20 protein-coding genes and 1 tRNA gene are annotated in these 22,123 nt (G+C 65.5%); 9 read left to right on the forward strand and 12 right to left on the reverse strand.

Going from position 1 to position 22,123, the window contains the following annotated elements; all coding sequences use genetic code 11:
* Nucleotides 1–92 precede the first annotated feature (92 nt).
* Nucleotides 93–1,679 carry a helicase HerA-like domain-containing protein gene (locus AC4FIJ_RS06425; RefSeq protein ID WP_490335888.1) on the forward strand — a complete coding sequence of 529 codons (1,587 nt, stop codon included), beginning with the start codon at nucleotides 93–95 and terminating at the stop codon, nucleotides 1,677–1,679.
* A 264-nt stretch (nucleotides 1,680–1,943) separates the two neighbouring features.
* On the opposite strand, the gene AC4FIJ_RS06430 is transcribed toward AC4FIJ_RS06425, so the two are convergent.
* The 4 genes from AC4FIJ_RS06430 to AC4FIJ_RS06445 all read right to left on the reverse strand — a co-directional run bounded on the left by AC4FIJ_RS06430 (nucleotide 1,944) and on the right by AC4FIJ_RS06445 (nucleotide 6,758).
* Nucleotides 1,944–3,413, reverse strand: a complete 1,470-nt coding sequence (locus AC4FIJ_RS06430) for an ATP-binding protein (protein WP_490335889.1) — start codon at nucleotides 3,411–3,413, stop codon at nucleotides 1,944–1,946.
* Nucleotides 3,410–4,159, reverse strand: coding sequence for a response regulator (locus tag AC4FIJ_RS06435; RefSeq protein WP_490335890.1), 750 nt, complete (start codon nucleotides 4,157–4,159; stop codon nucleotides 3,410–3,412). The genes AC4FIJ_RS06430 and AC4FIJ_RS06435 overlap by 4 nt, the downstream gene beginning before the upstream one ends.
* Nucleotides 4,160–4,198: 39 nt before the next feature.
* Complete coding sequence (locus AC4FIJ_RS06440) at nucleotides 4,199–4,711, reverse strand: EF-hand domain-containing protein (RefSeq protein WP_490335891.1); 513 nt, start codon at nucleotides 4,709–4,711, stop codon at nucleotides 4,199–4,201.
* 244 nt (nucleotides 4,712–4,955) lie between these two features.
* Nucleotides 4,956–6,758 carry an aminopeptidase P family protein gene (locus AC4FIJ_RS06445; protein ID WP_490335967.1) on the reverse strand — a complete coding sequence of 601 codons (1,803 nt, stop codon included), beginning with the start codon at nucleotides 6,756–6,758 and terminating at the stop codon, nucleotides 4,956–4,958.
* A gap of 96 nt (nucleotides 6,759–6,854) precedes the next feature.
* Here AC4FIJ_RS06445 and AC4FIJ_RS06450 point away from each other — a divergent pair, with 96 nt between their 5' ends.
* Both AC4FIJ_RS06450 and AC4FIJ_RS06455 read left to right on the forward strand, forming a co-directional pair.
* On the forward strand, nucleotides 6,855–9,002 hold the full coding sequence (locus AC4FIJ_RS06450) for a S9 family peptidase (RefSeq protein ID WP_490335892.1): 2,148 nt from the start codon (nucleotides 6,855–6,857) through the stop codon (nucleotides 9,000–9,002).
* A 23-nt stretch (nucleotides 9,003–9,025) separates the two neighbouring features.
* Nucleotides 9,026–9,436, forward strand: a complete 411-nt coding sequence (locus AC4FIJ_RS06455) for an acyl-CoA thioesterase (protein WP_490335893.1) — start codon at nucleotides 9,026–9,028, stop codon at nucleotides 9,434–9,436.
* Nucleotides 9,437–9,460: 24 nt separating this feature from the next.
* Here the strand turns inward: AC4FIJ_RS06455 and AC4FIJ_RS06460 are convergent, their stop codons facing one another.
* Together AC4FIJ_RS06460 and AC4FIJ_RS06465 are read right to left on the reverse strand one after the other, a co-directional pair.
* Nucleotides 9,461–10,108 (reverse strand): CPBP family intramembrane glutamic endopeptidase, encoded by a 648-nt coding sequence (locus AC4FIJ_RS06460; protein ID WP_490335894.1) that lies wholly within the window; start codon nucleotides 10,106–10,108, stop codon nucleotides 9,461–9,463.
* Between the two features lie 152 nt (nucleotides 10,109–10,260).
* On the reverse strand, nucleotides 10,261–11,979 hold the full coding sequence (locus AC4FIJ_RS06465; RefSeq protein ID WP_490335895.1) for a sensor domain-containing diguanylate cyclase: 1,719 nt from the start codon (nucleotides 11,977–11,979) through the stop codon (nucleotides 10,261–10,263).
* 201 nt (nucleotides 11,980–12,180) lie between these two features.
* Between AC4FIJ_RS06465 and AC4FIJ_RS06470 the strand changes: the two genes are divergently transcribed.
* Nucleotides 12,181–12,801: a flavin reductase family protein gene (locus AC4FIJ_RS06470; RefSeq protein WP_490335896.1), complete on the forward strand. Its 621-nt coding sequence runs from the start codon at nucleotides 12,181–12,183 to the stop codon at nucleotides 12,799–12,801.
* Between the two features lie 30 nt (nucleotides 12,802–12,831).
* Here AC4FIJ_RS06470 and AC4FIJ_RS06475 read toward each other — a convergent pair whose 3' ends face one another.
* A complete protein-coding gene (locus tag AC4FIJ_RS06475; RefSeq protein ID WP_490335897.1) occupies nucleotides 12,832–14,280 on the reverse strand; it encodes a DUF1593 domain-containing protein in 1,449 nt (482 codons plus the stop codon).
* 193 nt (nucleotides 14,281–14,473) lie between these two features.
* Here AC4FIJ_RS06475 and AC4FIJ_RS06480 point away from each other — a divergent pair, with 193 nt between their 5' ends.
* Nucleotides 14,474–15,028, forward strand: coding sequence for a fasciclin domain-containing protein (locus AC4FIJ_RS06480; protein ID WP_490335898.1), 555 nt, complete (start codon nucleotides 14,474–14,476; stop codon nucleotides 15,026–15,028).
* Nucleotides 15,029–15,283: 255 nt separating this feature from the next.
* Here the strand turns inward: AC4FIJ_RS06480 and AC4FIJ_RS06485 are convergent, their stop codons facing one another.
* A complete protein-coding gene (locus tag AC4FIJ_RS06485) occupies nucleotides 15,284–17,668 on the reverse strand; it encodes an FtsK/SpoIIIE family DNA translocase (protein ID WP_490335899.1) in 2,385 nt (794 codons plus the stop codon).
* Between the two features lie 158 nt (nucleotides 17,669–17,826).
* Nucleotides 17,827–18,417 carry a thiamine phosphate synthase gene (locus AC4FIJ_RS06490; RefSeq protein ID WP_490335900.1) on the reverse strand — a complete coding sequence of 197 codons (591 nt, stop codon included), beginning with the start codon at nucleotides 18,415–18,417 and terminating at the stop codon, nucleotides 17,827–17,829.
* On the opposite strand from AC4FIJ_RS06490, the gene AC4FIJ_RS06495 reads away from it, so the two are divergent.
* Nucleotides 18,416–19,072: a YggS family pyridoxal phosphate-dependent enzyme gene (locus AC4FIJ_RS06495; RefSeq protein WP_490335901.1), complete on the forward strand. Its 657-nt coding sequence runs from the start codon at nucleotides 18,416–18,418 to the stop codon at nucleotides 19,070–19,072. The genes AC4FIJ_RS06490 and AC4FIJ_RS06495 overlap by 2 nt on opposite strands.
* 81 nt (nucleotides 19,073–19,153) lie before the next feature.
* Nucleotides 19,154–19,444 carry a GNAT family N-acetyltransferase gene (locus AC4FIJ_RS06500; RefSeq protein ID WP_490335902.1) on the forward strand — a complete coding sequence of 97 codons (291 nt, stop codon included), beginning with the start codon at nucleotides 19,154–19,156 and terminating at the stop codon, nucleotides 19,442–19,444.
* Nucleotides 19,445–19,530: 86 nt separating this feature from the next.
* Here AC4FIJ_RS06500 and AC4FIJ_RS06505 read toward each other — a convergent pair whose 3' ends face one another.
* Nucleotides 19,531–19,860 carry a Flp family type IVb pilin gene (locus AC4FIJ_RS06505; RefSeq protein ID WP_490335903.1) on the reverse strand — a complete coding sequence of 110 codons (330 nt, stop codon included), beginning with the start codon at nucleotides 19,858–19,860 and terminating at the stop codon, nucleotides 19,531–19,533.
* 225 nt (nucleotides 19,861–20,085) lie between these two features.
* A tRNA-Thr gene (locus AC4FIJ_RS06510) sits at nucleotides 20,086–20,160 on the reverse strand.
* Nucleotides 20,161–20,286: 126 nt separating this feature from the next.
* On the opposite strand from AC4FIJ_RS06510, the gene AC4FIJ_RS06515 reads away from it, so the two are divergent.
* Together AC4FIJ_RS06515 and bla are read left to right on the forward strand one after the other, a co-directional pair.
* Nucleotides 20,287–20,466: a hypothetical protein gene (locus AC4FIJ_RS06515; RefSeq protein WP_490335904.1), complete on the forward strand. Its 180-nt coding sequence runs from the start codon at nucleotides 20,287–20,289 to the stop codon at nucleotides 20,464–20,466.
* Between the two features lie 89 nt (nucleotides 20,467–20,555).
* Nucleotides 20,556–21,638 (forward strand): class A beta-lactamase, encoded by a 1,083-nt coding sequence (gene bla / locus AC4FIJ_RS06520; RefSeq protein ID WP_490335905.1) that lies wholly within the window; start codon nucleotides 20,556–20,558, stop codon nucleotides 21,636–21,638.
* Nucleotides 21,639–21,729: 91 nt separating this feature from the next.
* Here bla and AC4FIJ_RS06525 read toward each other — a convergent pair whose 3' ends face one another.
* On the reverse strand, nucleotides 21,730–22,002 hold the full coding sequence (locus tag AC4FIJ_RS06525) for a hypothetical protein (protein ID WP_490335906.1): 273 nt from the start codon (nucleotides 22,000–22,002) through the stop codon (nucleotides 21,730–21,732).
* Nucleotides 22,003–22,123 lie beyond the last annotated feature (121 nt).

A 22,123-nucleotide genomic window follows, 5' to 3' on the forward strand; every position in this document is an offset into this window, starting at 1 on the left:
CGGGGAAGCTGCCCGCTTGACCGCATGCCGCCAGTCGCGGCAAGCATCATGGCGTACCGGCAGGGGCCGGATCGGAACAGGCGGGGCACGACATGGCGGACAGTTCGGACAGCATCTTCATCGGCCTCGGCGCCAATGGCGAAAAACAATGGCTGAACCTGAAGCGTGCCAATCGCCACGGGCTGATCGCGGGCGCGACCGGGACCGGCAAGACGGTGACGTTGCAAGGTTTGGCCGAGAGCTTTTCGGCGCGCGGCGTGCCGGTGTTCGTCGCCGACGTGAAGGGCGATCTGTCGGGCATCGCCATGCCGGGCTCCGCAACCTTCAAACACGCCGCTTCGCTGGAAGGCCGCGCGAAGGAACTGGGCATGGACGATTATGCCTATTCCGACAATCCGGCGGTATTCTGGGACCTGTTCGGCGAGCAGGGGCACCCGATCCGCACCACCATTTCCGAAATGGGCCCGCTGCTGCTGGCGCGGCTGCTCGACCTGAACGAAACGCAGGAGGGCGTGCTCAATATCGCGTTCCATTATGCCGACGAACAGGGGCTGCTGCTGCTCGACCTAGACGATCTGCAGGCGATGCTGGTCCATTGCGCCGAGAATGCGTCCGAACTGTCGACGAAATACGGCAATGTCACCAAGGCCAGCGTCGGCGCGATCCAGCGCAACCTGCTGTCGCTGCGCACGCAGGGCGGCGACATGTTCTTCGGCGAACCCGCGCTTGAGATCGACGATTTCCTCACCGTGGACGAACAGGGCCGCGGTACCGTCAATGTGCTCGCCGCCGACCGGCTGATGCGCAGCCCCAAGCTTTACGCCACCTTCCTGCTGTGGCTGCTGTCGGAACTGTTCGAGACGCTGCCCGAAGTCGGCGATCCGGACAAGCCCAAGCTCGTCTTCTTCTTCGACGAGGCGCATCTGCTGTTCGAGGATGCCCCCAAGGCGCTGGAGGACAAGATCGAGCAGGTCGTGCGCCTGATCCGCTCCAAGGGCGTGGGCGTCTATTTCGTCACCCAGAACCCGATCGACATCCCCGAGGAAATCGCGGGCCAGCTGGGCAACCGCGTGCAGCATGCCCTGCGCGCCTTCACTCCGCGCGACCAGCGCGCGATCAAGGCGGCGGCGGAGACGTTTCGCATCAATCCCGACCTCGACGTGGCGCAGGCCATCACCGAGCTGAAGACCGGCGAGGCGCTGGTGTCCACGCTGATGGAGGACGGCGCGCCTTCCATCGTCCAGCGCACTTTGGTCAAGCCGCCGCGCTCACGCCTCGGCCCGATCACCGCGAAGGAACGCGCGATCATCCAGTCGGTCAGCCCGGTCGAGGGCAAGTACGACACGGCGGTCGACCGCGAAAGCGCCGAGGAAGTGCTGCTCGCCAAGGCCGCCGACGCCGCTGCCACGGCAGAGGAAGTCGAGGAAAAAGGCCGCGAAAAAGTGGCCGCGCGTCCGCGCAAGACCACCAGCCTGTGGGAACGCGCGGGCAAGGCCGCGGCAGGCGCCGCCGCCAGCAGCGCCGCCGTCGTGATCGCCGCCAAGGTCCGCGGCCGCAAGAGCAGCGCCAGCGCCACCCGCAGTGCCGCCACCGCAGCGGCCGGGACCATCGCCACCAGCCTCGGCGGCGCGGTCGCGGGGCGCTTCGTGCGCAATCTGATCGGCGGGTTGATGCGTTAGTTAGTTTTTGCGGCCCTCAGACGCCGGGCGGCGGGCATCCGCCCGCCTTGGTTCGACCATCGGCCATCTAAGCTTCGCTTCGATTCCCTCGCATAAGCTCGGGCGCGCGTTCGCGCTTGCCGGTGTCGCTTCCCGCAGGGCCGTAGCAGTTCAGCGCTGGAAACGGGGCGCGAAGCGACTCCCGCAAGGCCGAACGGCCGCCGCGCCTTATTGGCGCGAAGCCAAGCGGCCCGGATGGGCCGCGCCCGGCGTTTGAGGGCCCAATCAAACAGGCAACGCCAGTTCCGCCACGATCCCGCTCTTCCCGTCAGCCCTGTTCGTGATGCTCAGTGTGCCGCCGTGCTGCTCCGCGATCGCGCGGGCGAGCGTCAGGCCCAGCCCCGCGCCACCCGTGCCGCGGTTGCGTGACGGGTCGCCCCTGCGAAATGGCTCCAGCATGAAGGCGATGTCCGCGTCGGGAATGCCCGGTCCCTCGTCCTCGACCCGCACGATGGCCCGGTTGCCGCGGCGCTCCACGCACACCTCGCACCCGCCCGCATAGCGCAGCGCATTGCCGACCAGATTGCGCAGCGCCCGCCGCAGCCACGTGGCGCGCAGCGGCAGCACGATGCGGCTCGTCTCGCCCAGTTCGACGTTCTCGCCCATGTCCTCATATTCCTCGACCACGCTGGCGACGAGGGCGGAAAGTTCGGTCACTTCCAGCGGATCGGACGGACGGCCCACGCGGGCAAGCGAGAGGATGTCGTCCAGCGTCGCGGTGATGTCGGCAATGGTGGCGGACAGCGCCTCGCGCTCGGCATCGTCGTCGACGCATTCGATCCGCACGCGCAGCGCCGCCAGCGGCGTCTTCAGATCGTGCCCGATCGCGCCCAGCATCACGTCCTTTTCGTCCAGCAAAGCGCCGATCCGCGCTTCCATCCGGTTGTGCGCCGCGATCAGCCGCCGCGTGTCGAGCGGGCCTTGCGGCACCACCTGCCCGTCGGCTGGCAGCGCGGGATTGGCGGCAAACGCCTCCACGCGCTGCGTCAGCGCGCGCATCGGCCCGGTGATGCGGCGCAGCACCAGCGCGACCACGCCCACCAGCACCAGATAGATCAGCAAGGTCTGCGCGATCAGCGGCCAGCCCAAGGCGCGCAGCCGTGGCGGTTCGAATACACGCGCAAGGATCAGGCCTTCGCCGGGGGCCGTGCGCACAGCGGCGACGATGACCCGCGAGGGGCGCGTTTCGCTATCCAGCCGCCGCTCCGCAAAGCCCGAAGCGCGCTCGTCATCCTCCAGCCTACGCGAAAACACGGCCAGCTGCTGTGCCGCCATGCCCTGTTCGCGCAGGATCTCTCGCAGCCGCCTTGTCATGTCGCTGTCGGGCCGGTCGCCCTCGTACCGGTCGAGCGCGTCGACGCGTTCCAGCCGCATCGGACCCATGCCACGCCGCGGTCCCATGTGGCGCGGGCGCATGTCGGGACGCTCGCCGGGGTTCCGCTCGAATCTATCGCGCCGCAGCAGCCGGGCGAACCGGCGCTCGTCATCCGCCGACACCACTCGCCCCGCGACGATCCGGAACGCCAGCGCATGCGCGGTTTCCGCCTCGGCGCGCTCCATCTGCGCGCGCCAGACCAGCACCGCGCCGATGGCCTGCGCCACCAGCAGCGCCGCCGCAATGGCCAGCAGCACCTGCCCCTGAAGGCTGGTCGGCAGCACCCGCCGAAGGCCAATGCTGCGCAGCATGCGCCTCATGTAACGGAATCGTGGCGCGTCACGTCGCTGGCCAGCATATAGCCGCCGCCGCGCACCGTCAGGATCAGCTGCGGATCGGCGCGGTCGACCTCGACCTTGCGGCGCAGGCGGCTGATCGCATTGTCGATGCTGCGGTCGAACAGATGCGCCTCGCGCCCCTGCACCATGTCGAGCAGCCGGTCGCGGTCCAGCACCTGCCGCGGATGGTCGAGAAAGGCCTTCAGCAGCCGGAATTCGGCCGAGGAAATGGCGACAAGCGCGCCTTCGGGATCAGTCAGCCGCCGCTTCAGCGGATCCAGCCGCCAGCCTTCGAACATATAGTCGCGCTCGGTCGCCGGCGCGGCTTCCATGCGGCTGGCGCGGCGCAGCACGGAACGGATGCGCGCAACCAGCTCGCGCGGCTCGAACGGCTTGACCACGTAATCGTCCGCGCCGATTTCCAGCCCGACGATCCGGTCGGTCGCCTCGCCCCGCGCGGTCAGCAATATGACCGGCAGGCTGCGCGTCTCGACCAGATGGCGGCACAAAGACAGCCCGTCCTCGCCCGGCATCATGATGTCGAGCAGCACCAGATCGGCAGGTTCGTCCTGCAGCATGGACCGCGCCTGCGCGGCGCTCTCCGCCTCGCGCACGGTGAAACCCTGCTTGCCCAGATAGGCGGCCAGCGGTTCGCGCAGCGCCTTCTCGTCATCGACCAGCAGGACGCGGTCGGGCAGTGAACCAGCAGAAGGGGGCGCGGAAGCCATCAGCTTCCACGCCCCGTCTTAAGGTCGGTCCTGCAGGCCTTAGCCAGCACCACCCGCACCCCGCATGCTGCGCATCTTGTCACGCGCGGCCTTGCGTTCCGCGGCAGTGACGGTGCCATCGTTATCGGCGTCCATCATGGTGAAATGCTGCGTATGCATCGCGTCGAACTCGGCCTTGGTGATCGCGCCGTCGCCATTGGCATCGGCCATCTTCATCATACCGCCACCACGCTTGTCATGGCCGCGATGGCCCCGTTCGCCGTCGCCGCGCGCCATGCGGTCGCCGCGTGCCGCGAATTCCTCGGGGCTCAGCGAACCGTCGTTATTGGTGTCGAGCATGGCGAAACGTTCCTGCGTCCGCTCTTCGCGGTCGGCGGTGTCGATCTTCCCGTCGCCGTTGACATCCATCCGCTCGAACATCGAATCCGCGCGGGCCTTGGCGTCGGCCATCGTCATGTCGGCATTGCGGTCGTAACCGGCAGGCTGGGCCGCAAGGGCCGCGCCGCTGACCGCGATCAGGGCTGCACCGGCAGCCAGAATGGTCTTTTTCATGGGACTTGCCTCTCTCGTCTTCGCGCCGGCCGAACCGGCGCTTTCGAAATGGGTGAAGCCGCGGAAATAGAGACCATCAGGCTTGGGGGAGGGGGACATCAGGGACAAACCCGGTGGCGGTTCCACTCCGCGACTTCTGAGGATCGTTCTACACCCCCCGTGTCGCAGCATTATCCCCGCGCCCGGCCATTTTGTCGCAAATGGTATCAGCCGGGCGCATCCGTTCATTTCCCCGAAATCCGCCTCAGCCCAGCGGCGCCGTCTGCGCCTGCAGCCATACCAGATCCTCACCCGACAGCTGCGGCGCGACGATCTCGCGCACCTTCGCGTGATAGGCGTCCATCCACGCGATCTCGACATCGGTGAGCAGCGAGACATCGATCAGCGTCCGGTCGATCGGCACGAAGGTCAGCGTCTCGAACCCCAGCATGGCGTTCTCCGCGCCCTCGATGGCGCGCTGCTCGACCAGCACCAGATTCTCGATCCGGATGCCGTATTCGCCCGCCTTGTAATAGGCCGGCTCGTTCGAACAGATCATGCCCGCGATCAGCGCCTGATCGACCGCGCGGGTCGAGATGTTCTGCGGCCCCTCGTGCACCGCGAGATAGCTGCCCACACCGTGACCGGTGCCATGCGCATAGTCGAGGCCCACTTCCCACAGATATTGCCGCGCCAGCACGTCCAGCTGGTGGCCGGTCGTGCCCTCGGGAAACACCGCACGGTCCAGCGCGATATGGCCCTTCAGCACGCGGGTGAAACGTTCCTTCACCTCTTGCGGCGGCGCGTCGGGGCCGACCCAGATCGTGCGGGTGATGTCGGTGGTGCCATCGGGATATTGACCGCCCGAATCGACCAGATACACGCTGTTGGGCTCAAGGGTGCGATTGCTCTGCTCGCTCACCCGGTAATGCGGGCTGGCACCATTGGGACCAGAGCCGGAGATCGTGTCGAACGACAAATCGCGCAGCTGGCCCGTTTCCTCGCGAAAGCTCCGCAGCTTTGCGGCGGCGGACAATTCGCTGACCTTGCCCTGCGGCGCATCGTTCGACAGCCAGTGCAGGAAACGCGACACCGCCGCCCCGTCGCGGCTCTGCGCGCTGCGATGGCCGGCCTTCTCCGCCTCGTTCTTGACCGCCTTGGGCAGCACGACCGGATCGGTCGCCTTCACGACCTTGGCGCCCGCCGCGTTCAGCGCGGCGAAAATCGCCTCAACCCCGCGCACCGGATCGACCGCGACGGTCTTGCCCGCATAGTCCGCCAGCGCGCCTTCGAAATCCATGCGCGGGCGCAATGCGACATGGTTGCCCAGATGCGCCACGAGTTCGCCGTCCACCTTCTCGGGCGCGATGAACAGTTCGGCGCTGCCGTCGCGCTTCACCACCGCGAATGACAATGCGACCGGCGTGCGGTCCACGTCCTTGCCGCGCAGGTTGAACAGCCACGCGATCGAATCGAGCGCGGTGATCACCACCGCATCGGCGTCGTTCTCCTCCAGCCACGCGGCGACATCCTCGCGCTTGGCGCTGCTGGCCTTGCCCGCCAGATCGTCGGGATGCGGCACGGCGGCGGCGGCGGAGGGTTCGGGCCGGTCCTGCCACACCGCGTCGATGGGATTGTCGGCCACCGCGACCAGCGTGGCGCCCTTCTTCTCCACCGCCTTCTTCAATTGCTGCGCCTGCCCATGCGCGTGCAGCCACGGGTCGAAACCGATGCGCTGCCCCGCCTTCACGTTCCTGGCCAGCCAGTCGGCGGGCGAGGTCGCGGGCACGCCGACATAGTCCCACAGCTTCCCGTCCACCTGTTCGCGCACCTGCAGCGTATAGCGGCCGTCGGTGAAGATCGCCGCCCCGTTCCCGCCTTCCTTCGACGTCAGCACGATGGCCGACCCCGCCGACCCGCCGAAACCGGTCAGCCATTCCAGCCTTTGCGCATAGGCACCGACATATTCGCTCATATGCTCGTCGCACAAAGGTACGACGAAACCGTCGAGTTCGCGGCGCTTCAACTCGTCGCGAAGGGCGGCGAGTCGGGCTTCGTGGGTCTGCATCAACATGGGAAATTCCTGAAACGATAGGGGGTCTGCCTTGCGGCTTTCATGCACCGAACATAGTTTCATGCCGCGACGAGTTCCACCCGCAGACGCATGGCGCCCCTGCGGATCACCAGAATATCACAGAAAGCAGGCCGCCCCGTGACCGAGACCGCCAATAATGTTGCCCCGCCCCGTGTTCCCCTGGCCCCCAAGAAGCCGCACAGCTTCACCCATCACGGCATCACGGTCGAGGATCCCTATGCATGGCTGCGCGACCCCGGCTATCCCAAGGTGGAGGACGAGGAGGTCCTGAACCACCTCAAGGCCGAAAACGCCTGGTTCGAAAGCCGCATGGCCCCGCACGAGGGGCTGACCGAAAAGCTGTTCGCCGAGATGCGCGCCCGCATCAAGGAAGACGACAGCTCGGTCCCGCAGAAGGACGGCGACTGGTACTACTGGGTCGAATATGAAAAGGGCGCGCAATACAAGCAGTGGTGGCGCAAGCCCGCCGCCGGAGGCCGCGACGGGACCGAGGGCAAGCAATTGCTGCTGGACGAGGTCGCGCTGGCCGAGGGCAAGGATTACTTCAACCTCGGCAGCTTCTCGGTCTCCGCCGATGGCACGAAGCTGGCCTATTCCGCCGACACCGACGGCTCCGAACGGTTCGAGGCGCGGATCAAGGACCTCGCCAGTGGTGAACTGCTGCCCGACACGATTCCCGGCACTTTGGGCAGCCTGATCTGGACCGCGAACGACAGCAAGATCGCCTATTCGCTGGCGAACGAGCAATGGCGCACCGACAATGTCCGCCTCCACACGCTGGGCACGCCCATCGATCAGGACGTCGAGATCTTCCACGAGGACGACGAGGGCTTCCGCTGCGGCGCATCGCTGTCGGCCAACGAACAATGGCTGCTGATCGCCACCTCTGACCACGAGACGAGCGAGGTCCGCATCGTCCCCGCCGCCGACCCCACCGCCGATCAGCTGCTGATCAGGGCGCGGCAAAAGGGCGTCGAATACGAAGTCGACGTCAGGGGCGACACGATCGTCGTCCTGACCAACGACGACCACGTCAATTTCCGCCTCGCCAGCGCGCCGCTGGCAAGCCCCGACGAGTGGACCACGCTGATCGCCGGGTCGGACGAATTCTACATCACCGGCTTCGAACTGTTCGAGAAGTTCTACGTGGTCGAAGGCCGCCGCGCGGGCCTCGACCAGATCGAGATCCGCGATTACGCCGACCCCGCGAAGATCACCCCGGTCGATTTCCCCGAGGAAAGCTATGTCGCCGCCATGGGCAATAATCCCGAATGGGACATGGATGTGCTGCGCATCGGCTACAACTCGATGGTCACGCCCTCGACCGTCTATGATTACGACGTGGCGAGCGGCGAACTCACCGTGCTCAAGGTGCAGGAAATCCCCTCGGGATACGATGCCGCGCAATATCGCACCGAGCGCGTCGTGATCACCGCGCGCGACGGGACCGAAGTGCCCGTCTCGCTGATGATGCGCGCCGACACGCCGATGGACGGAAGCGCGCCGCTGCATCTTTACGGCTATGGCGCCTACGGCATCGCCATGCCGCCCTATTTCTCGACCGCGCGGCTGTCGCTGGTGGACCGCGGCTTCATCTATGCCATCGCGCATATTCGCGGCGGCGACGATCTGGGGCGCCAATGGTATCTCGACGGCAAGCTCGACAAGCGCACCAATGCGTTCAACGATTTCGTCGATGTCGCCAGGGGCCTGATCGAGCGCGGCTATACGTCCAAGGGCCGCGTCACCGCCTCGGGCGGATCGGCGGGGGGAGAGCTGATGGGCGCGATCCTCAATTCCGATCCCGACCTGTGGGGCGCAATCGTGGCGCATGTGCCGTTCGTGGATGTGCTGTCCACCATGCTCGACGCCTCGCTGCCGCTCACCCCCGGCGAATGGCCGGAATGGGGCAACCCGATCGAGGATGCCGCCGCCTTCGCCCTCATCCAGAGCTACAGCCCCTACGACCAGGTCCGCGCGCAGCCCTATCCGCCGCTGCTGGTGACCGCCGGCCTCAACGATCCGCGCGTCACCTATTGGGAACCCGCCAAATGGGTCGCCAAACTGCGCGAGTTGAAGACCGACGACAACGAGCTGCTGCTCAAGGTCAACATGGGCGCGGGCCACGGCGGCAAGTCGGGCCGGTTCGATTCGCTCAAGGAAACGGCTGAGGAATTCGCCTTCATCCTGTGGCAGATGGGCATGGCGGACGAATGAGCGCCCCTGGCTCGACTTGGCGCATGACATTCACCGCAGGCCCCGAACACATCGACTTCATGGGCCATGTGAACAATGCGATCTGGCTGACCTGGGTGCAGGAGATCGCGGGCGCGCACTGGGAAGCGGTCGCGCCCCGCGAACATGTCGATGCCTATCTGTGGGTCGCGCTGCGGCACGAGATCGACTACCGCGGCAACATCGCCGAAGGGGAGAGCGTCATCGCCGAAACCCGCATCGAACAGGGCCCGAAAGGCGCCCGCTTCGAACGCCTCGTCGACTTCTTCCGCGAGGAAGGCGGCGAGCCGGTTGGCAGGCCCATCGTCTCGGTCCGGTCCAACTGGGGCATGATCGACCGCGAAACCCGCCGCCTGCTTCGCATCCCGGCGGAGGTGGCCGCGCCCTTCGTGGCGCGGCCCTCCGGGCCGGACTAGAGCCGCCGGACTAGACGCCCCGGACTATACCCCGAAGTAGAGCGACCCCAGCCCCCAGATATCGACCAGCCCATGCGCGATGATCAGTGCGAAGAGATTGCGCCGCGTCTGGAAGAACAGCCAGCCAAGGATCAGGCCGGTCAGAAAGACCGTCACCATGCCGATCGGCCCCTGTTCGTAATGGGGAACCGCGAACACCGCAGCCGATACGATCACCGATATGGCCTTGGCCCCGCGCCCTTCGCCCAGCAGAGATGTCAGCACGTGAAGCAGATAGCCGCGAAAGACGATTTCCTCGGCAATCGCCGCGCTGACCATCGCAAAGGCGATCATCGTCAGCACTGCCTTCAGATTGCCTTTCAGCGCACCATAGCCCGAATAATCCGGCTCGATCCCCGCCGCCTTTTCGATCAGCGGCAGGACGATCTCACCGATGCCGACCACGATCAGCACCGCGCCCAGCAGCGCCCATGCGAATGTCGCGGACCAGCGCGCCGGCCTGCGCAGACCGGCAGCGGCCAGCCCGCCCGTCTCCAGCCAGACCACGATCAGCGCCAGCGCTGCAAGGATGGGAACCTTGAACGGAAAGGGAATGGGGGCAAACATGCCGCCCCCGACGATCAACGCCGCGACAAGAACGCGAACGACAGGATGCGCGAGCATCGGCACCATTTCGGATATCCTGGTAAAGCAAGGCACGAGGATCCGGCCCGCAACACCGTAATATAACGCGCCCCGCCGCTCAGCAATCGGTCCTGTCGCATGGTAAGGTCACAAGCCGCTGCTTTACCACAGCTATGATCGGCCCGCCGACACCTAGGGCGCTAACCCTCAGCCCCTGCGGCCCGCCGCTCCCCCGCACGCCGGTCGCTCTTGCGCCGCCGGACGGGCGCGTCGAACAGCTGGATGCGCTCGCTCAGCATGCGGTTGCGGCCGCTGTTCTTGGCTTCATAGAGCAGCCGGTCGGCATGGGCATAGACGCGGCGCAAGGTCGTCGCCACGCCCGGTGTCGTATCGACCAGCCCCAGCGAGGCGGTGATCGGCGCCTCGATCCCGTCGATCTCGTTCACGATGCGGATGGAGATCGCCCGCCGCATCCGCTCGGCCCGCTCGACGATGTCGGGGCCGCGCATCAGCATAAGGAATTCCTCGCCGCCCATGCGGAAACTGATCGTGTCGGGATCGCTCGACAACGCGGCGGCGGTTTCCTGCAACACGCGGTCGCCCATCGCATGGCCATAGCGGTCGTTGACCTTCTTGAAATGGTCGAGGTCGATCACCGCCAGCGCGGTATAGCCCTCGGCTCGCAGGTCCGGATAGCGCGCCTCCAGCGCGCGGCGATTGAACATGCCGGTCAGCGCGTCGCGGTCCACCAGCGAGGCCAGCGAATCGATCCGCGCCTCCGCCTTGTCGCGGTCGCGGCGCAGCACCTCGAACCGGTCCACCACGCCCAGCGCCGCCAGCACGATCTCGAACCCCAGCGTCAGATAGATCAGCTGATCGCCCCATGACGGCACCGCATACAGGCCAAAGCTGCGCACGATCCGCTCTATCCCGACGGCGATGATCGGCGCCCAGCCATAGATCTGGAACCACACCGCCCGGCTGCGCCGCCGGGCCGCGTGCCACATGGCGGCCAGGAACATCGCGATCATGGGCACGAAGCCCAGCAGGTAAAGCTTGTTGCCAAGGCCGCGCGTCGCCTCGATCGGCAGGCTGGCCCATGTGCCGAAGATCAGCGTGGCGACCCCCGTTCCGACCAGCAGGTCGCGCATCCGCCGGCTCATCGCATGCGGTTCGATGAAATTGGCGCAGAACGCCGCGCCCGCCGCGACCATGCACAGAAAGGTCATATGGTTGAGGAACGCCAGCGCCCCGATGCCAAGGTTCATGAACCGGTGGATGATCCCGCTCGACACCAGCAGATAGGCGTTCATGCCCAGCACCATCGCCATGTGCCACAGGATGAACCGCTCGCGCAGCACAAGATAGAACGCGTAATTGTAGATCAGCGGCGCGAACAGCAGGCCGATCAGCATCGCCAGCACGATGATGGTGCGCGGTGCCCAGCCCAGCGTGCCCTTGTCGCCCGTCGCCCGCTGCACCGCGCCCTCGGCCATCAGCGCGCTGCTGCCCGCGCGCTCGAACTCCACCAGCACCGATGTCGTGTCGCCAAGGTCGGGCAGCGGTATGGCGAAATTCGCGCCGTTCACGAACAGGCGGATGTCGTCCATCGCATAGCTGCGCCGATAGCTGACCCGCTTGCCGGAAAGGGCGATCAGCGTGACCCGTTCGAACCGCGCGATGCTGGTGACGAAATGGCTGGGGTTGTCCGCGGCCCGCAGATCCTCCTGCGAAAAATGCAGCCAGCCGCGCGTGGCCCCCGATCCATAATCCAGAGAGCCGCATTTCCATGGAATGGCGGGCAATTGTGCCGCGGAAACAAGCTGTTCCGCCGGAATGCCGCCGTCGGCATGGCAACTGGCGCGAATCGCCGTTTGCGCCCGCGCCTCTGCCGAGACGAAGAGCGCAATGACCAGCAATAACGCTGTCGGTGCGAATCTGCGAACCCGGCCCCACATGGCTGGATATTGGCATCACAGCCCTACGGACCGGTTAACGGGCGCACCTGTTTAAGTAACAATTGAACACATCAGCGCATTATCCGATAGTTTATTTCGTTTTCGGCCGCGCTCTGGTCATTGGGAAGGGCGCTCGCTACTTCCAGTTCCATGAAGTTCGACATGAAACAGATGGCCCCGGCCGATCGCTATCGCCTGCTGGTCAACACCGTCACCCCGCGCCCGATTGCCTGGGTGGTCAGCCGCAATGCGGACGGCCTGCTCAACGCCGCGCCCTACAGCTTTTTCAACGTGCTGGGCAGCGAGCCGCCGCTGTGCGTGCTGGGCATCGGCCAGCGCGCGGAAGGCGATCCCAAGGACACCGCGCGCAATATTGTCGAGGCGGGCGAGTTCACCGTGAACCTGGTGGGCGAACACGATACCCGCATCATGGTCGACACCGCCGCCGAAGCGCCGCGCGACGTCAGCGAGATTGACGTGCTGGGCATCGCCACCCGCCCCGCCAGCCTCGTCTCCACCCCGCTGATCGCCAGCGCCCCCGCCGCGCTGGAATGCCGCTTGTGGAAGCCGATCGACACCGGCGGCAATTTCACCATCATCCTCGGCGAAATCCTCGCACTGCATATCGGGGACGAATTCCTGTCCGGCCCCGACGATCGGCCCCGCGTGAACACCGAAGCCATGGGCCTGGTCGGCCGCGCATTCGGCGCAGGCGGCTATATCCGCAACAAGGACACGTTCGAGGAAGCCCGCGTCGGCTGGCCTCTTCCGGACAGGGATTAAGGCCGGACTGCGATTGAGGCGGGTAGAGGATCAAGGCTCCACCGTCACCACCACGCGCCGATAGCGGGTGAGCGGCGGGCTGCCCTTGTCGGTGACCGCCAGCACGATATGGATCGTCTCGCGCTGCGACACCTGCGGCGCGGTCACCCACACCCCGTCCGCATTCTCCGCACCCAGCGAGATTTCGCCGCGATAGCTGCCCGCTTCGGGATAGTGGAACCAGTAATAGGTCAGGCTGTCGCCATCGGGATCGGTTGTGCCGCGCGCGCTCAGCCACACCCCCTGCCCCGCCTTGACGGTCAGCCGGTCCGGCCCCTGCAGCATCACCTCGGGCGGGTGGTTCGCGGCAGCATAGGGCTTCACCGTCCAGTCCATCCGCGCAGCGAAATCGTTCTGAAACTGGTCGCGCCAGCGCCACAGGGATGCCCGCGCGCTTGTCTCGACCGGCTCACCCTTGCGGACCGACCGCCCGTATTCGGGCCGCTGCGGAGGCCCGAAGCTGTCCTCCGCATTGGTCCAGATCGGCCGCGTCTCCGCGCCGAACACCACTCCCGCAACCGCGTTCACCGGATCGTCCGCCATCGGTTCGGGGGTATAAAGCTCGTACCGCCCGCCCCAGCCGCCCCATGACGGCTGCGTCGGCACGCCCAGCCCGTTGGGTATCAGGCCAAGGAACGACGGCGTGTCGCCCTCCATGCCCCACGCGACATCGGGATAGGCCGCACCCAGCGGGCCGTGCCCCTGCTGGATATTCTCGGCCAGCCAGCGATTGCTGACGGTCTGATTGTCGATCCCGTCCACGACCTGGTTCATGCCGCCCCATGTCGCGCGGCCATAATCGCCGCCGGGCGTGACGATATAGTTCACTTGCGGAAACTGTGCGCGGATCCACGGACCCGCGTCATCCTGATCGGAAATCGCATAGACCCACAGCCTGCCCGACAGCCGCGCCACTTCCTCGGTAGACCGCGTCTCGCGCAGCCGGTAGAGCGCCTGCGCCAGCGTATTCGCCCCGCCCCATGCATTGATCCACAAGGGCCGCTCATCCTCACGCAGGATGGCGTTCAACAGTGCCCGCGATCCGGGCGAATCCATGCCGTCCCCCACGCCTTGCATGCCGTATAGCGGCTGGCTTTCACTGACGAGCGCAGCAAGTGCGTCGGCATCGGGATAGCCCGCATCGTGCAGCCGCAGACTGGGCAGCACCGCGCCATATCGCTCGATGATGTGGCGAATGGCCTCGGGCGCGACCGACGTGCGCTTGTGCACCGACGTCGTCGCGACCAGCCCCTCGATGTCGATCTCGTTGCTGTAGAGCAGCAGCCGGATCAGGCTTTGCGTGTCGTCGGGCTCGTTCTCAATATCAGTCAAGACGAACAGGCGGGACCTGCCCTGCCCGGGCGTATCGGCGCCCGCTTGGGCAATCGCGGCATCGGCGACCAGCAAGCAGGCCGCAGACATCGCAGCGCGTAAAAACATGCCCCCACCCCCTCGTTTTCTTGCCGCCATTGCTCGACCGGGGAAGGCGCGCTGTCAAGCGGATCGGCAGCGTGCCGCAGGACACGGTCCGATGGTGCCGCAAGTCCACCCACGACAGGTCCGGGGAACCTTAAGCAGTGGGCATGCTTGATAGGAGCGGGTGCGGAATACACATGCAAGAGGATACCGATCGATGAAGAATTCAATAGCACTGGCCGGCGTAGCGGCACTCTCGCTTGCGGCTTGCTCGCCAAGCGGTGACGACACCGCCGAGCCTGTCACCGAACAGGCCCAGTCCGACACGGATACGGCAGGCGGTGACATGACTCCTTCGAGCGTGGATGTCGTCGAAGCGGCCAGTGCCAACGGCAATCTGAACACCTTCCTGCAAGCAGCGATTTCGGCAGGCGTTGGCGAAACCTTGGCAAATGCCGATGGCGTGACCATCTTCGCGCCGATCGACGAAGCGTTTGGCGCGGTCGAAAACGTCGATCAGCTCCAGCAGAATCCCGACCAGATGGCGGCTCTTCTGAAACGCCACGCGGTTCCCTCGACCTATATGTCCAGCGCCATTCCGCAGGGTGAAACGCAGGTTCAGACGCTGTCAGGCGAAACCCTGACGATCAATAACAACAATGGCCAGATCGAGGTGATCGGACCGGGCGGAACCCGCGCCATGGTGGTCGAAGCCGACATCGAGGGCGAGAATGGCGTCGTCCATGCGATCAATACGGTCCTGACCGACTGAACGATCTGACACTGTCCTACACCGTCATCCAGCGATATGGCCGGTGCACGCAGCAATATGCATCGGCTCTTTCCAATCGTCCGATTTTCCGCACGCCGACTTTCCTCGGCCCCCGATTTTCCCGCACCCCGCGCGTGTCACTTTTGGCCCGTAGGCCCAGCATTTGCGTGGCATGGCGCAGGGTGACACCCCCTGTAGGACGTGTCACCTTTGTCACTTTTCAAACGGGGCTAATCGAAGGGGGCGAAGCGCGCCCTACAGCGCCTGCCCGTCGCGGTCGCGATAGATCTCGCGCCTTCCGACATGGTTGGCCGGGCCGACCAGCCCGTCCTTCTCCATGCGCTCGATCCACTTGGACGCAGTGTTGTAGCCGACGCCCATCTGGCGCTGGATCCAGCTGGCCGATGCCTTCTGGTTCTCGAACACCATCTGGCAGACCTGCATATATTTGCGGTCCTCCGGATTGTCCCCGGCACCATCCAGATCGTCGAAGGCGAAACCGCCGCCGTCCTCCGGCTCCTCGGTCACGCTGTCGACATAGGCAGGCTCGCCCTGACCGCGCCAGAACTCGGCCACGGCCTCCACTTCCTCGTCCGACACGAACGGGCCGTGGACGCGGGTGATGGGCCTGCTCGACGCCTTGTAGAGCATGTCGCCCTTGCCCAGCAGCTGTTCCGCCCCCTGTTCGCCAAGGATGGTCCGGCTGTCGATCCGGCTGGTCACATGGAACGAGATACGCGTCGGCATGTTCGCCTTGATCACGCCGGTGATGACGTCGACCGACGGGCGCTGCGTCGCCATGATCAGGTGGATGCCCGCCGCACGCGACTTCTGCGACAGCCGCTGGATCAGCACCTCGATCTCCTTGCCGACCGTGATCATAAGGTCGGCCAGCTCGTCCACCACCAGAACGATCTGGGGCAGCACCTCGTAGTCCAGCTGCTCTTCCTCGAACATCTCCTCGCCGGTCTCGGGGTCGAAGCCGGTCTGGACGCGGCGGCCCAGCGGCTTGCCCTTCGACGCGGCATTGCGGACGCGGTCGTTGAAGCTGACAAGGTTGCGCGCCCCGATGCTCGACATCATGCGATAGCGGCGCTCCATCTCCTCGACCGCCCATTTCAGCGCGCGCACCGATTTCGGCGGCTCGGTCACCACCGGCGAGAGCAGATGGGGAATGTCGTCATAGCTCTTGAGTTCGAGCACCTTGGGATCGATCAGGATCAGGCGCACTTCCTCTGGCGTGAAATTGTAGAGCAGCGAGAGGAGGATGCAGTTGAGACCCACCGACTTGCCCGACCCGGTGGTGCCCGCGACCAGCAGGTGAGGCATGGCGGCCAGGTCCGCGACGATCGGCTCGCCCGCAATATCCTTGCCCAGGATGATCGGCAGCATGCCCTTGTGATCGACGAAGGCCTCGCTGGTGATCAGCTCGCGCAGCGCCACGGTCTGCCGGTCGGCATTGGGCAGTTCGATGCCCATGACGGTCTTGCCCGGAATGGCCGAGACGCGCGCCGAAATCGCGCTCATGTTGCGAGCGATGTCCTCGGCAAGGCCGATGACGCGGGCCGCCTTGATGCCGGGCGCAGGCTCAAGCTCGTACATGGTCACGACCGGGCCGGTGCGCACCGCGGTGATCTCGCCCTTGACGTTGAAGTCCTCGAGCACGGTTTCCAGCAGGCGCGCATTGGCCTCCAGGGCGGACTTGTCGATCACCTTGCCGGTCTGCTCGGGCGGCTCGGCCAGCAATTCGGCGCTGGGCAGCTGGAAGTCCTGCCCGAAGAGTTCGCGCTGCTTGGGCTTTTTCGGCGCAGCGGCTGGCCTTGGCGCAGAGGACGGGTCAGCGATCTCCGGCGCGCGGCGAGGCGTCGGTTCGGGCGCGTCGAACGGCGGGCCGTCGTCCTCGTCGTCGGCCGCAGCGCCCCGGTCGACCGCCGGCTTAGGCTGACGCACGGGCTTGGCAGGCCGTGCCGGGACCGCATCATCGGCTGGTTCACGGCGCAGTGCGGCAGGCAGCGTCAGCAGGCCCGCCCAGTCGATGGCGAACACGCGTCCCGCCAGCCCGGCACCCGCCGCCAGCGCCACGATGGAAATCGCCAGCACCGCCCAGTCCGACCACGGCGCCGGCGCCAATCCGCCGAGCGACTGGATCGCCTTGGCCCCCAGCAGGCCCGACAATCCGCCCAGCCCCGCTGGCAGATCCCAGACCGGCCCGTCGAACAGCAGCGCCAGCACGCTGGACAGCAGCAACATCGCCGCCACCAGCATCAGCAGCGGAAGACCCCAGCGGCGTTTCCAACCGATCTGCGCATCCTCTTCCTCATGCTCCGCCATTTGCCACAGGCGGCGCGCAAACACGTAAAGCAGCGGCAGCAACAGCACCGCCATCGCGCCAAACAGCATGAACAGAAGATCGGCGGCCACCGCCCCCGCGCCGCCCATCCAGTTCTGCGCCCTTCCGCCCGCCGCCGTCGAAAGCGACGGATCGGTCTGCGAATAGCTGATCATCGCAAGCGCCAGAAACACGGCCAGCAACACCAGCGCCACCGCACCGACCAGCTCGGCGCTGCGGTTGAAGCTGGCCTTCATGGCCGAACGCCAGTCCAGATTGCTGGAAGACGCCTGATTTGCGCGTGTCGCCATCGCGCGGTCCCTTCAGTTGTGGCCTTCGATTGCGGCGGGTGAACAAAACGCGATTATCGGCGCTGGCGGAAACCCGGTCAATCATGCGGCGCGTTTCGCCGCGATCTGTGGATTACCGACACGGCCCCATGGTGGACAGGGCTGTGGATTGGCCGGGGTCAAATGGTGGAAAGCCCGTCGATAGCCGCCCAGCCGCCGATTTGAGGCGCCCGCGCCAGGGACCGGGCATTCCGCCGGTTCATGCCGCCGAGCAGGATCGTTTGACGGCCCGATCTTTGCGCAAGAAGCAATGCCCGTACCCGGCCAAGCGTCGACCCGCCCGGATGAGAGCGGGTCGGAAAGACCGGCGAAAGAAACAGGGCATCGGCACCGGCCCTCGCGGCAGCGGCGATCTCGGCAAGCGAATGGGCCGTCGCCAATCGCCAGAGCCCGTGGCCATGGGCAATGCGCGCAGGAGGCCCATAGACGGCATCCGCGCCCCATGCCCTTGCCTGCCGCACGCTACCGGACAAGGCAATGACATGCCCCCGCGCCCGTGCACGCCGCACGATGCGATCCCAGCGGGCGCGCCGCTTTGCCGGATCGAGATGGTAGTGCCGGAAGACTAGCCCCGATCCTCTTGGCAATCGGCGCAGCACGCTTTCCAGCACGTCATCATTCCGGGCATCGCTGATAAGCCAGATCGAGGGCAATTGGCGATGTCTGGGGGGCTGGCGGATCGTCACCTGCCCGCTATAGCAGCGCGCCATGACCGTGCCAGCACTTCAGGAAATCCGCGACAAGATCGCGCACGCCGCCAGCATCGCCAGGCGCAAGCCGGATGCCATATCGCTGGTGGCAATTTCGAAAACCCATCCGGCAGAGCGCATCCGGCCACTTTTGGACGCAGGACACCGCCTGTTCGGCGAGAACCGCGTGCAGGAGGCGCAGGATAAATGGCCTGCGCTTCGCGACCAGTTCCCGGACGTGAAACTGCAGCTCGTCGGACAGCTTCAGTCGAACAAAGCCGATGACGCGGTCGCCCTGTTCGACGCGATCCATTCGCTCGACCGATCAAGCCTGGTAAGGGCGCTGGCCAAGGCCATGGACAAGGCAGACCGGCGCGTGCCCTGCTTCGTGCAGGTGAATATCGGTGGCGAGGAGCAGAAGGGCGGCTGCGCTATTGCCGATACGCCCGCCCTTCTGGCGGAGGCGCGAGCGGCCGATATCGAAGTTGCGGGCCTGATGTGCGTGCCGCCCCTCGACGTCGAGCCTGCACCCTATTTCGCGCTGCTCGCAAAGATCGCGCGGGATAATGATGTTACCGGCCTGTCGATGGGGATGAGCGGCGATTTCGAGACGGCGATCATGCTGGGCGCCACCCATGTGCGTGTCGGGTCGGCCTTGTTCGGCCATCGTGGCTGACAATGAGCGGCTGACACGGCGTGGCTGACACGCCGGAACGTCGCCCACGCCCTGCCGTTCTGTTCGAAAGAAGGAGACAGTATGGCAGATCTGGAAATCACGCGTCATGATAGCGAGACAGGCGGCGAATATCGCGCGCATCCCGCCGACAGCGACGCCATCGGGCGCCTGACCTACAAGAAGCGCGGCGATGTCTATGTGGCCGACCATACGCTGGTGCCGCCCGAAATCGGCGGCCGAGGCATCGCGGCCCGTCTGGTCGAAGCGCTGATCGACGATGCACGGTCCGAAGGCTTCACCATCGTTCCGCAATGTTCCTATGTCGAGGCAGCCTTCCGACGGCATCCGGAGTGGTCTGACTTGCGGGCCTGATGGCCGCGGTCTGCAAAACGCAAGGCTTTGGGTGAGACAGATATCGTGCCGGCGATCTAGACATATATCTGTCTGACAATGTCGATCTACTTGTTCTTGCCGTTTCCACCGGCTTTCGGGTTGCCGCCACCGTTTCCGTTGCCGTTGCCATTGTTACCGCTGCCGGTATCGGTGCCGCCGCCCGTGCTGCCGCCCGTGCCGGAACCGCCATTACCGCCAGAGCCGTTGCCATTACCGCCGCCGGCGGAACCGGTGTCCGACCCGCCCGTAAAGCCGGGATCGAAGCTGGCCGCCTTGCCATTCATAGAGGCACCGACATTCGCGCCCAGCATAAGCGTCGCGGCACCGACGCCGACGCCGATCACGCCAAGGATCAGGGCATATTCTGACGAGCTTGCGCCGTGTTCATCGCGCACAAAGTCGCGGATGTTATCTGAGATCGTTTGAAACACCATACGCCCGCAATCCCCCCGGTCCCAAGCTGCGACCTGACGGCAATCCTAGTCGCGCAATGATGTTGATGGGGTTAAAGCCGCAGGCAGCGCGGAGGCAAAACGATTTAGGAAGGTGACCGGCATTGTCACCGAGCTAACGCCAAAAGCACGAACTTCTGCCCCGATACGGAACAGGTTGTTGCGCGATGGTGCTGCTGGGGAGGATTGAACTCCCGACCTCACCCTTACCAAGGGTGCGCTCTACCACTGAGCTACAGCAGCCCGGCGCGTGATGCGGCAAAGCACATCGGCGTCTTGCAGGGGCGCGCTATTGGCGGCGTCCCGTCCGCTTGTCAAGCAAAGCCGCGCATGCTTGTCACGAAGGGGGCCTGATGCGATGGAGACACCGTGACGAACGACCCGAAAAACGCCGGCAGCAAACCGGCCCAGAGCCGTGAGGAGCGGCTGGCCGCGCAGCTGCGAGCCAATCTGCGCCGCCGCAAGGCGCAGGCCCGCGCCATGTCGGGATCGTCTGCACATCCAGCAGATGCCGGCAACGATTCCGCAGGCGAAGACGATAAGGATTAGCCATCGTCCACAAGGCGTTGCGGGATGCTTGAGGAAAATGCCCGCTTCGTTCATCATGCGACAATGGGATTTATGCTAGGAAAGTGCGCATGAAGGGACTGTCATCGCATCATCTGCGCCGCGCAGGCGCTGTCATCCGTCGTTACGGGGTGGGCTTTCTCGCCGCCTCGGCACTGGGATTCGCGCCTGCTGCGCATGGTCAGTCTATTCCTGCCCAGTCGCAGCATCCCCAGGCCCAGTCGTTCGAGGAATTCCTGAACGGCCCCGAAGGCGCCATTCTCGATTCGCATCGGGCGCAGGACCCGGTGCCCGACAATTTCCGGCGTAAGCTGTTCGCGGTCGCTCCGCAATCGCAGGGCCGGATCGGCGTCGCCGCACTTGACCTGACAACGGGCCAGACCGTGTCCATCGAGGGGGACGAACCTTTCCCCATGGCCAGCACGTCGAAGATCGCGATCGCCGCGACCTTCCTCGCGGGCGTCGACGCGGGCAAGTACAGCCTGTTCGATCGCTATCCGCTGATGGTCCCTGTCGCCTCTGAGCCGTTTTCAAGCAAGGTCGCGCCGGTCCGCGCAGGTCAGACGATGACCGCCGAAACGCTGATCGAACGCATGATCACACGCTCCGACAACCAGGCCACCGATGCGCTGCTGGCTGTCGTCGGGGGGCCGCAGGCGGTCAATGCCTGGGCGCGCAAGGCGGGGCTGAACCGGTTCAGGATCGACCGCGACATTGCCACACTGGTGCGCGATCGTTGGGAATTCGACCTGTCCCGTCACGTCGACGTGCGCGACAGCACTCCGCCCGAAGAGATGGTGGAGCTGATCGCCGGACTGCATCAGGGCAAGTGGCTCTCCCCCGCCAGCCGAGGCCTGCTGATCGGCGCAATGACGCGCACCGTGACCGGCAGTTCGCGGATCAAGGCCGGCCTGCCCAGCGGCGTGACGTTCGGACACAAGACCGGCACTCTGAACAAGACCGCCAGCGATGTCGGCTTTGTCACCATGCCTGACGGGCGCGTGGTGGTGATGGCGATCTATGTCACCGGGCAAAGCGGCCCCGCCGCCCGGAACGCCAAGATCGCCGAGATTACGCGCACGATCTATAACGGGTTCTCGGTTCCGCCGGCCCGTCACGCGTCGAACGACAACGCGGTCTACGCGTCGAACTGACTGTAAAGACCGGACCAAAGAAAAGGGCGCGGAAGGATGATCCTTCCGCGCCCTTTCTGTTCGCGTGTCCCGAAGGACGGCGAAAGGTCGATCAGTCAGCCTGAGCTTCTGCGACGCTTTCGTCCTGCACGTCGGCTTCGACTTCAGCAGCAGCTTCGTCGGTCGCTTCGACGGCCGAATCGGCAGCCATTTCGGCATCCATGGCAGCGTCTTCAGCAGTCGCTTCGACGGCGTCCATGTTGGCGTCGGCGTCAGCAGCCATCGAATCCATGGTGGCTTCGGCGTTTTCCTCGGTGCCTTCCGAGCAGGCGGCGAGGGTGAGGGCAGCGCCGGCAGCGGCAGCGGCGAGAATGATCTTGCGCATGAAATGCATCCTTATTCCGAATGAACGTGAAGCTGGATTTATATGGCTTCACGCGAAGCCCGGTCTCCCGAACCTCGTGGCGCACAGATAAACCCATCCGCAAAGGGATGCAAGCGGCAAC

It is taken from the genome of Croceicoccus sp. (assembly GCF_983967925.1).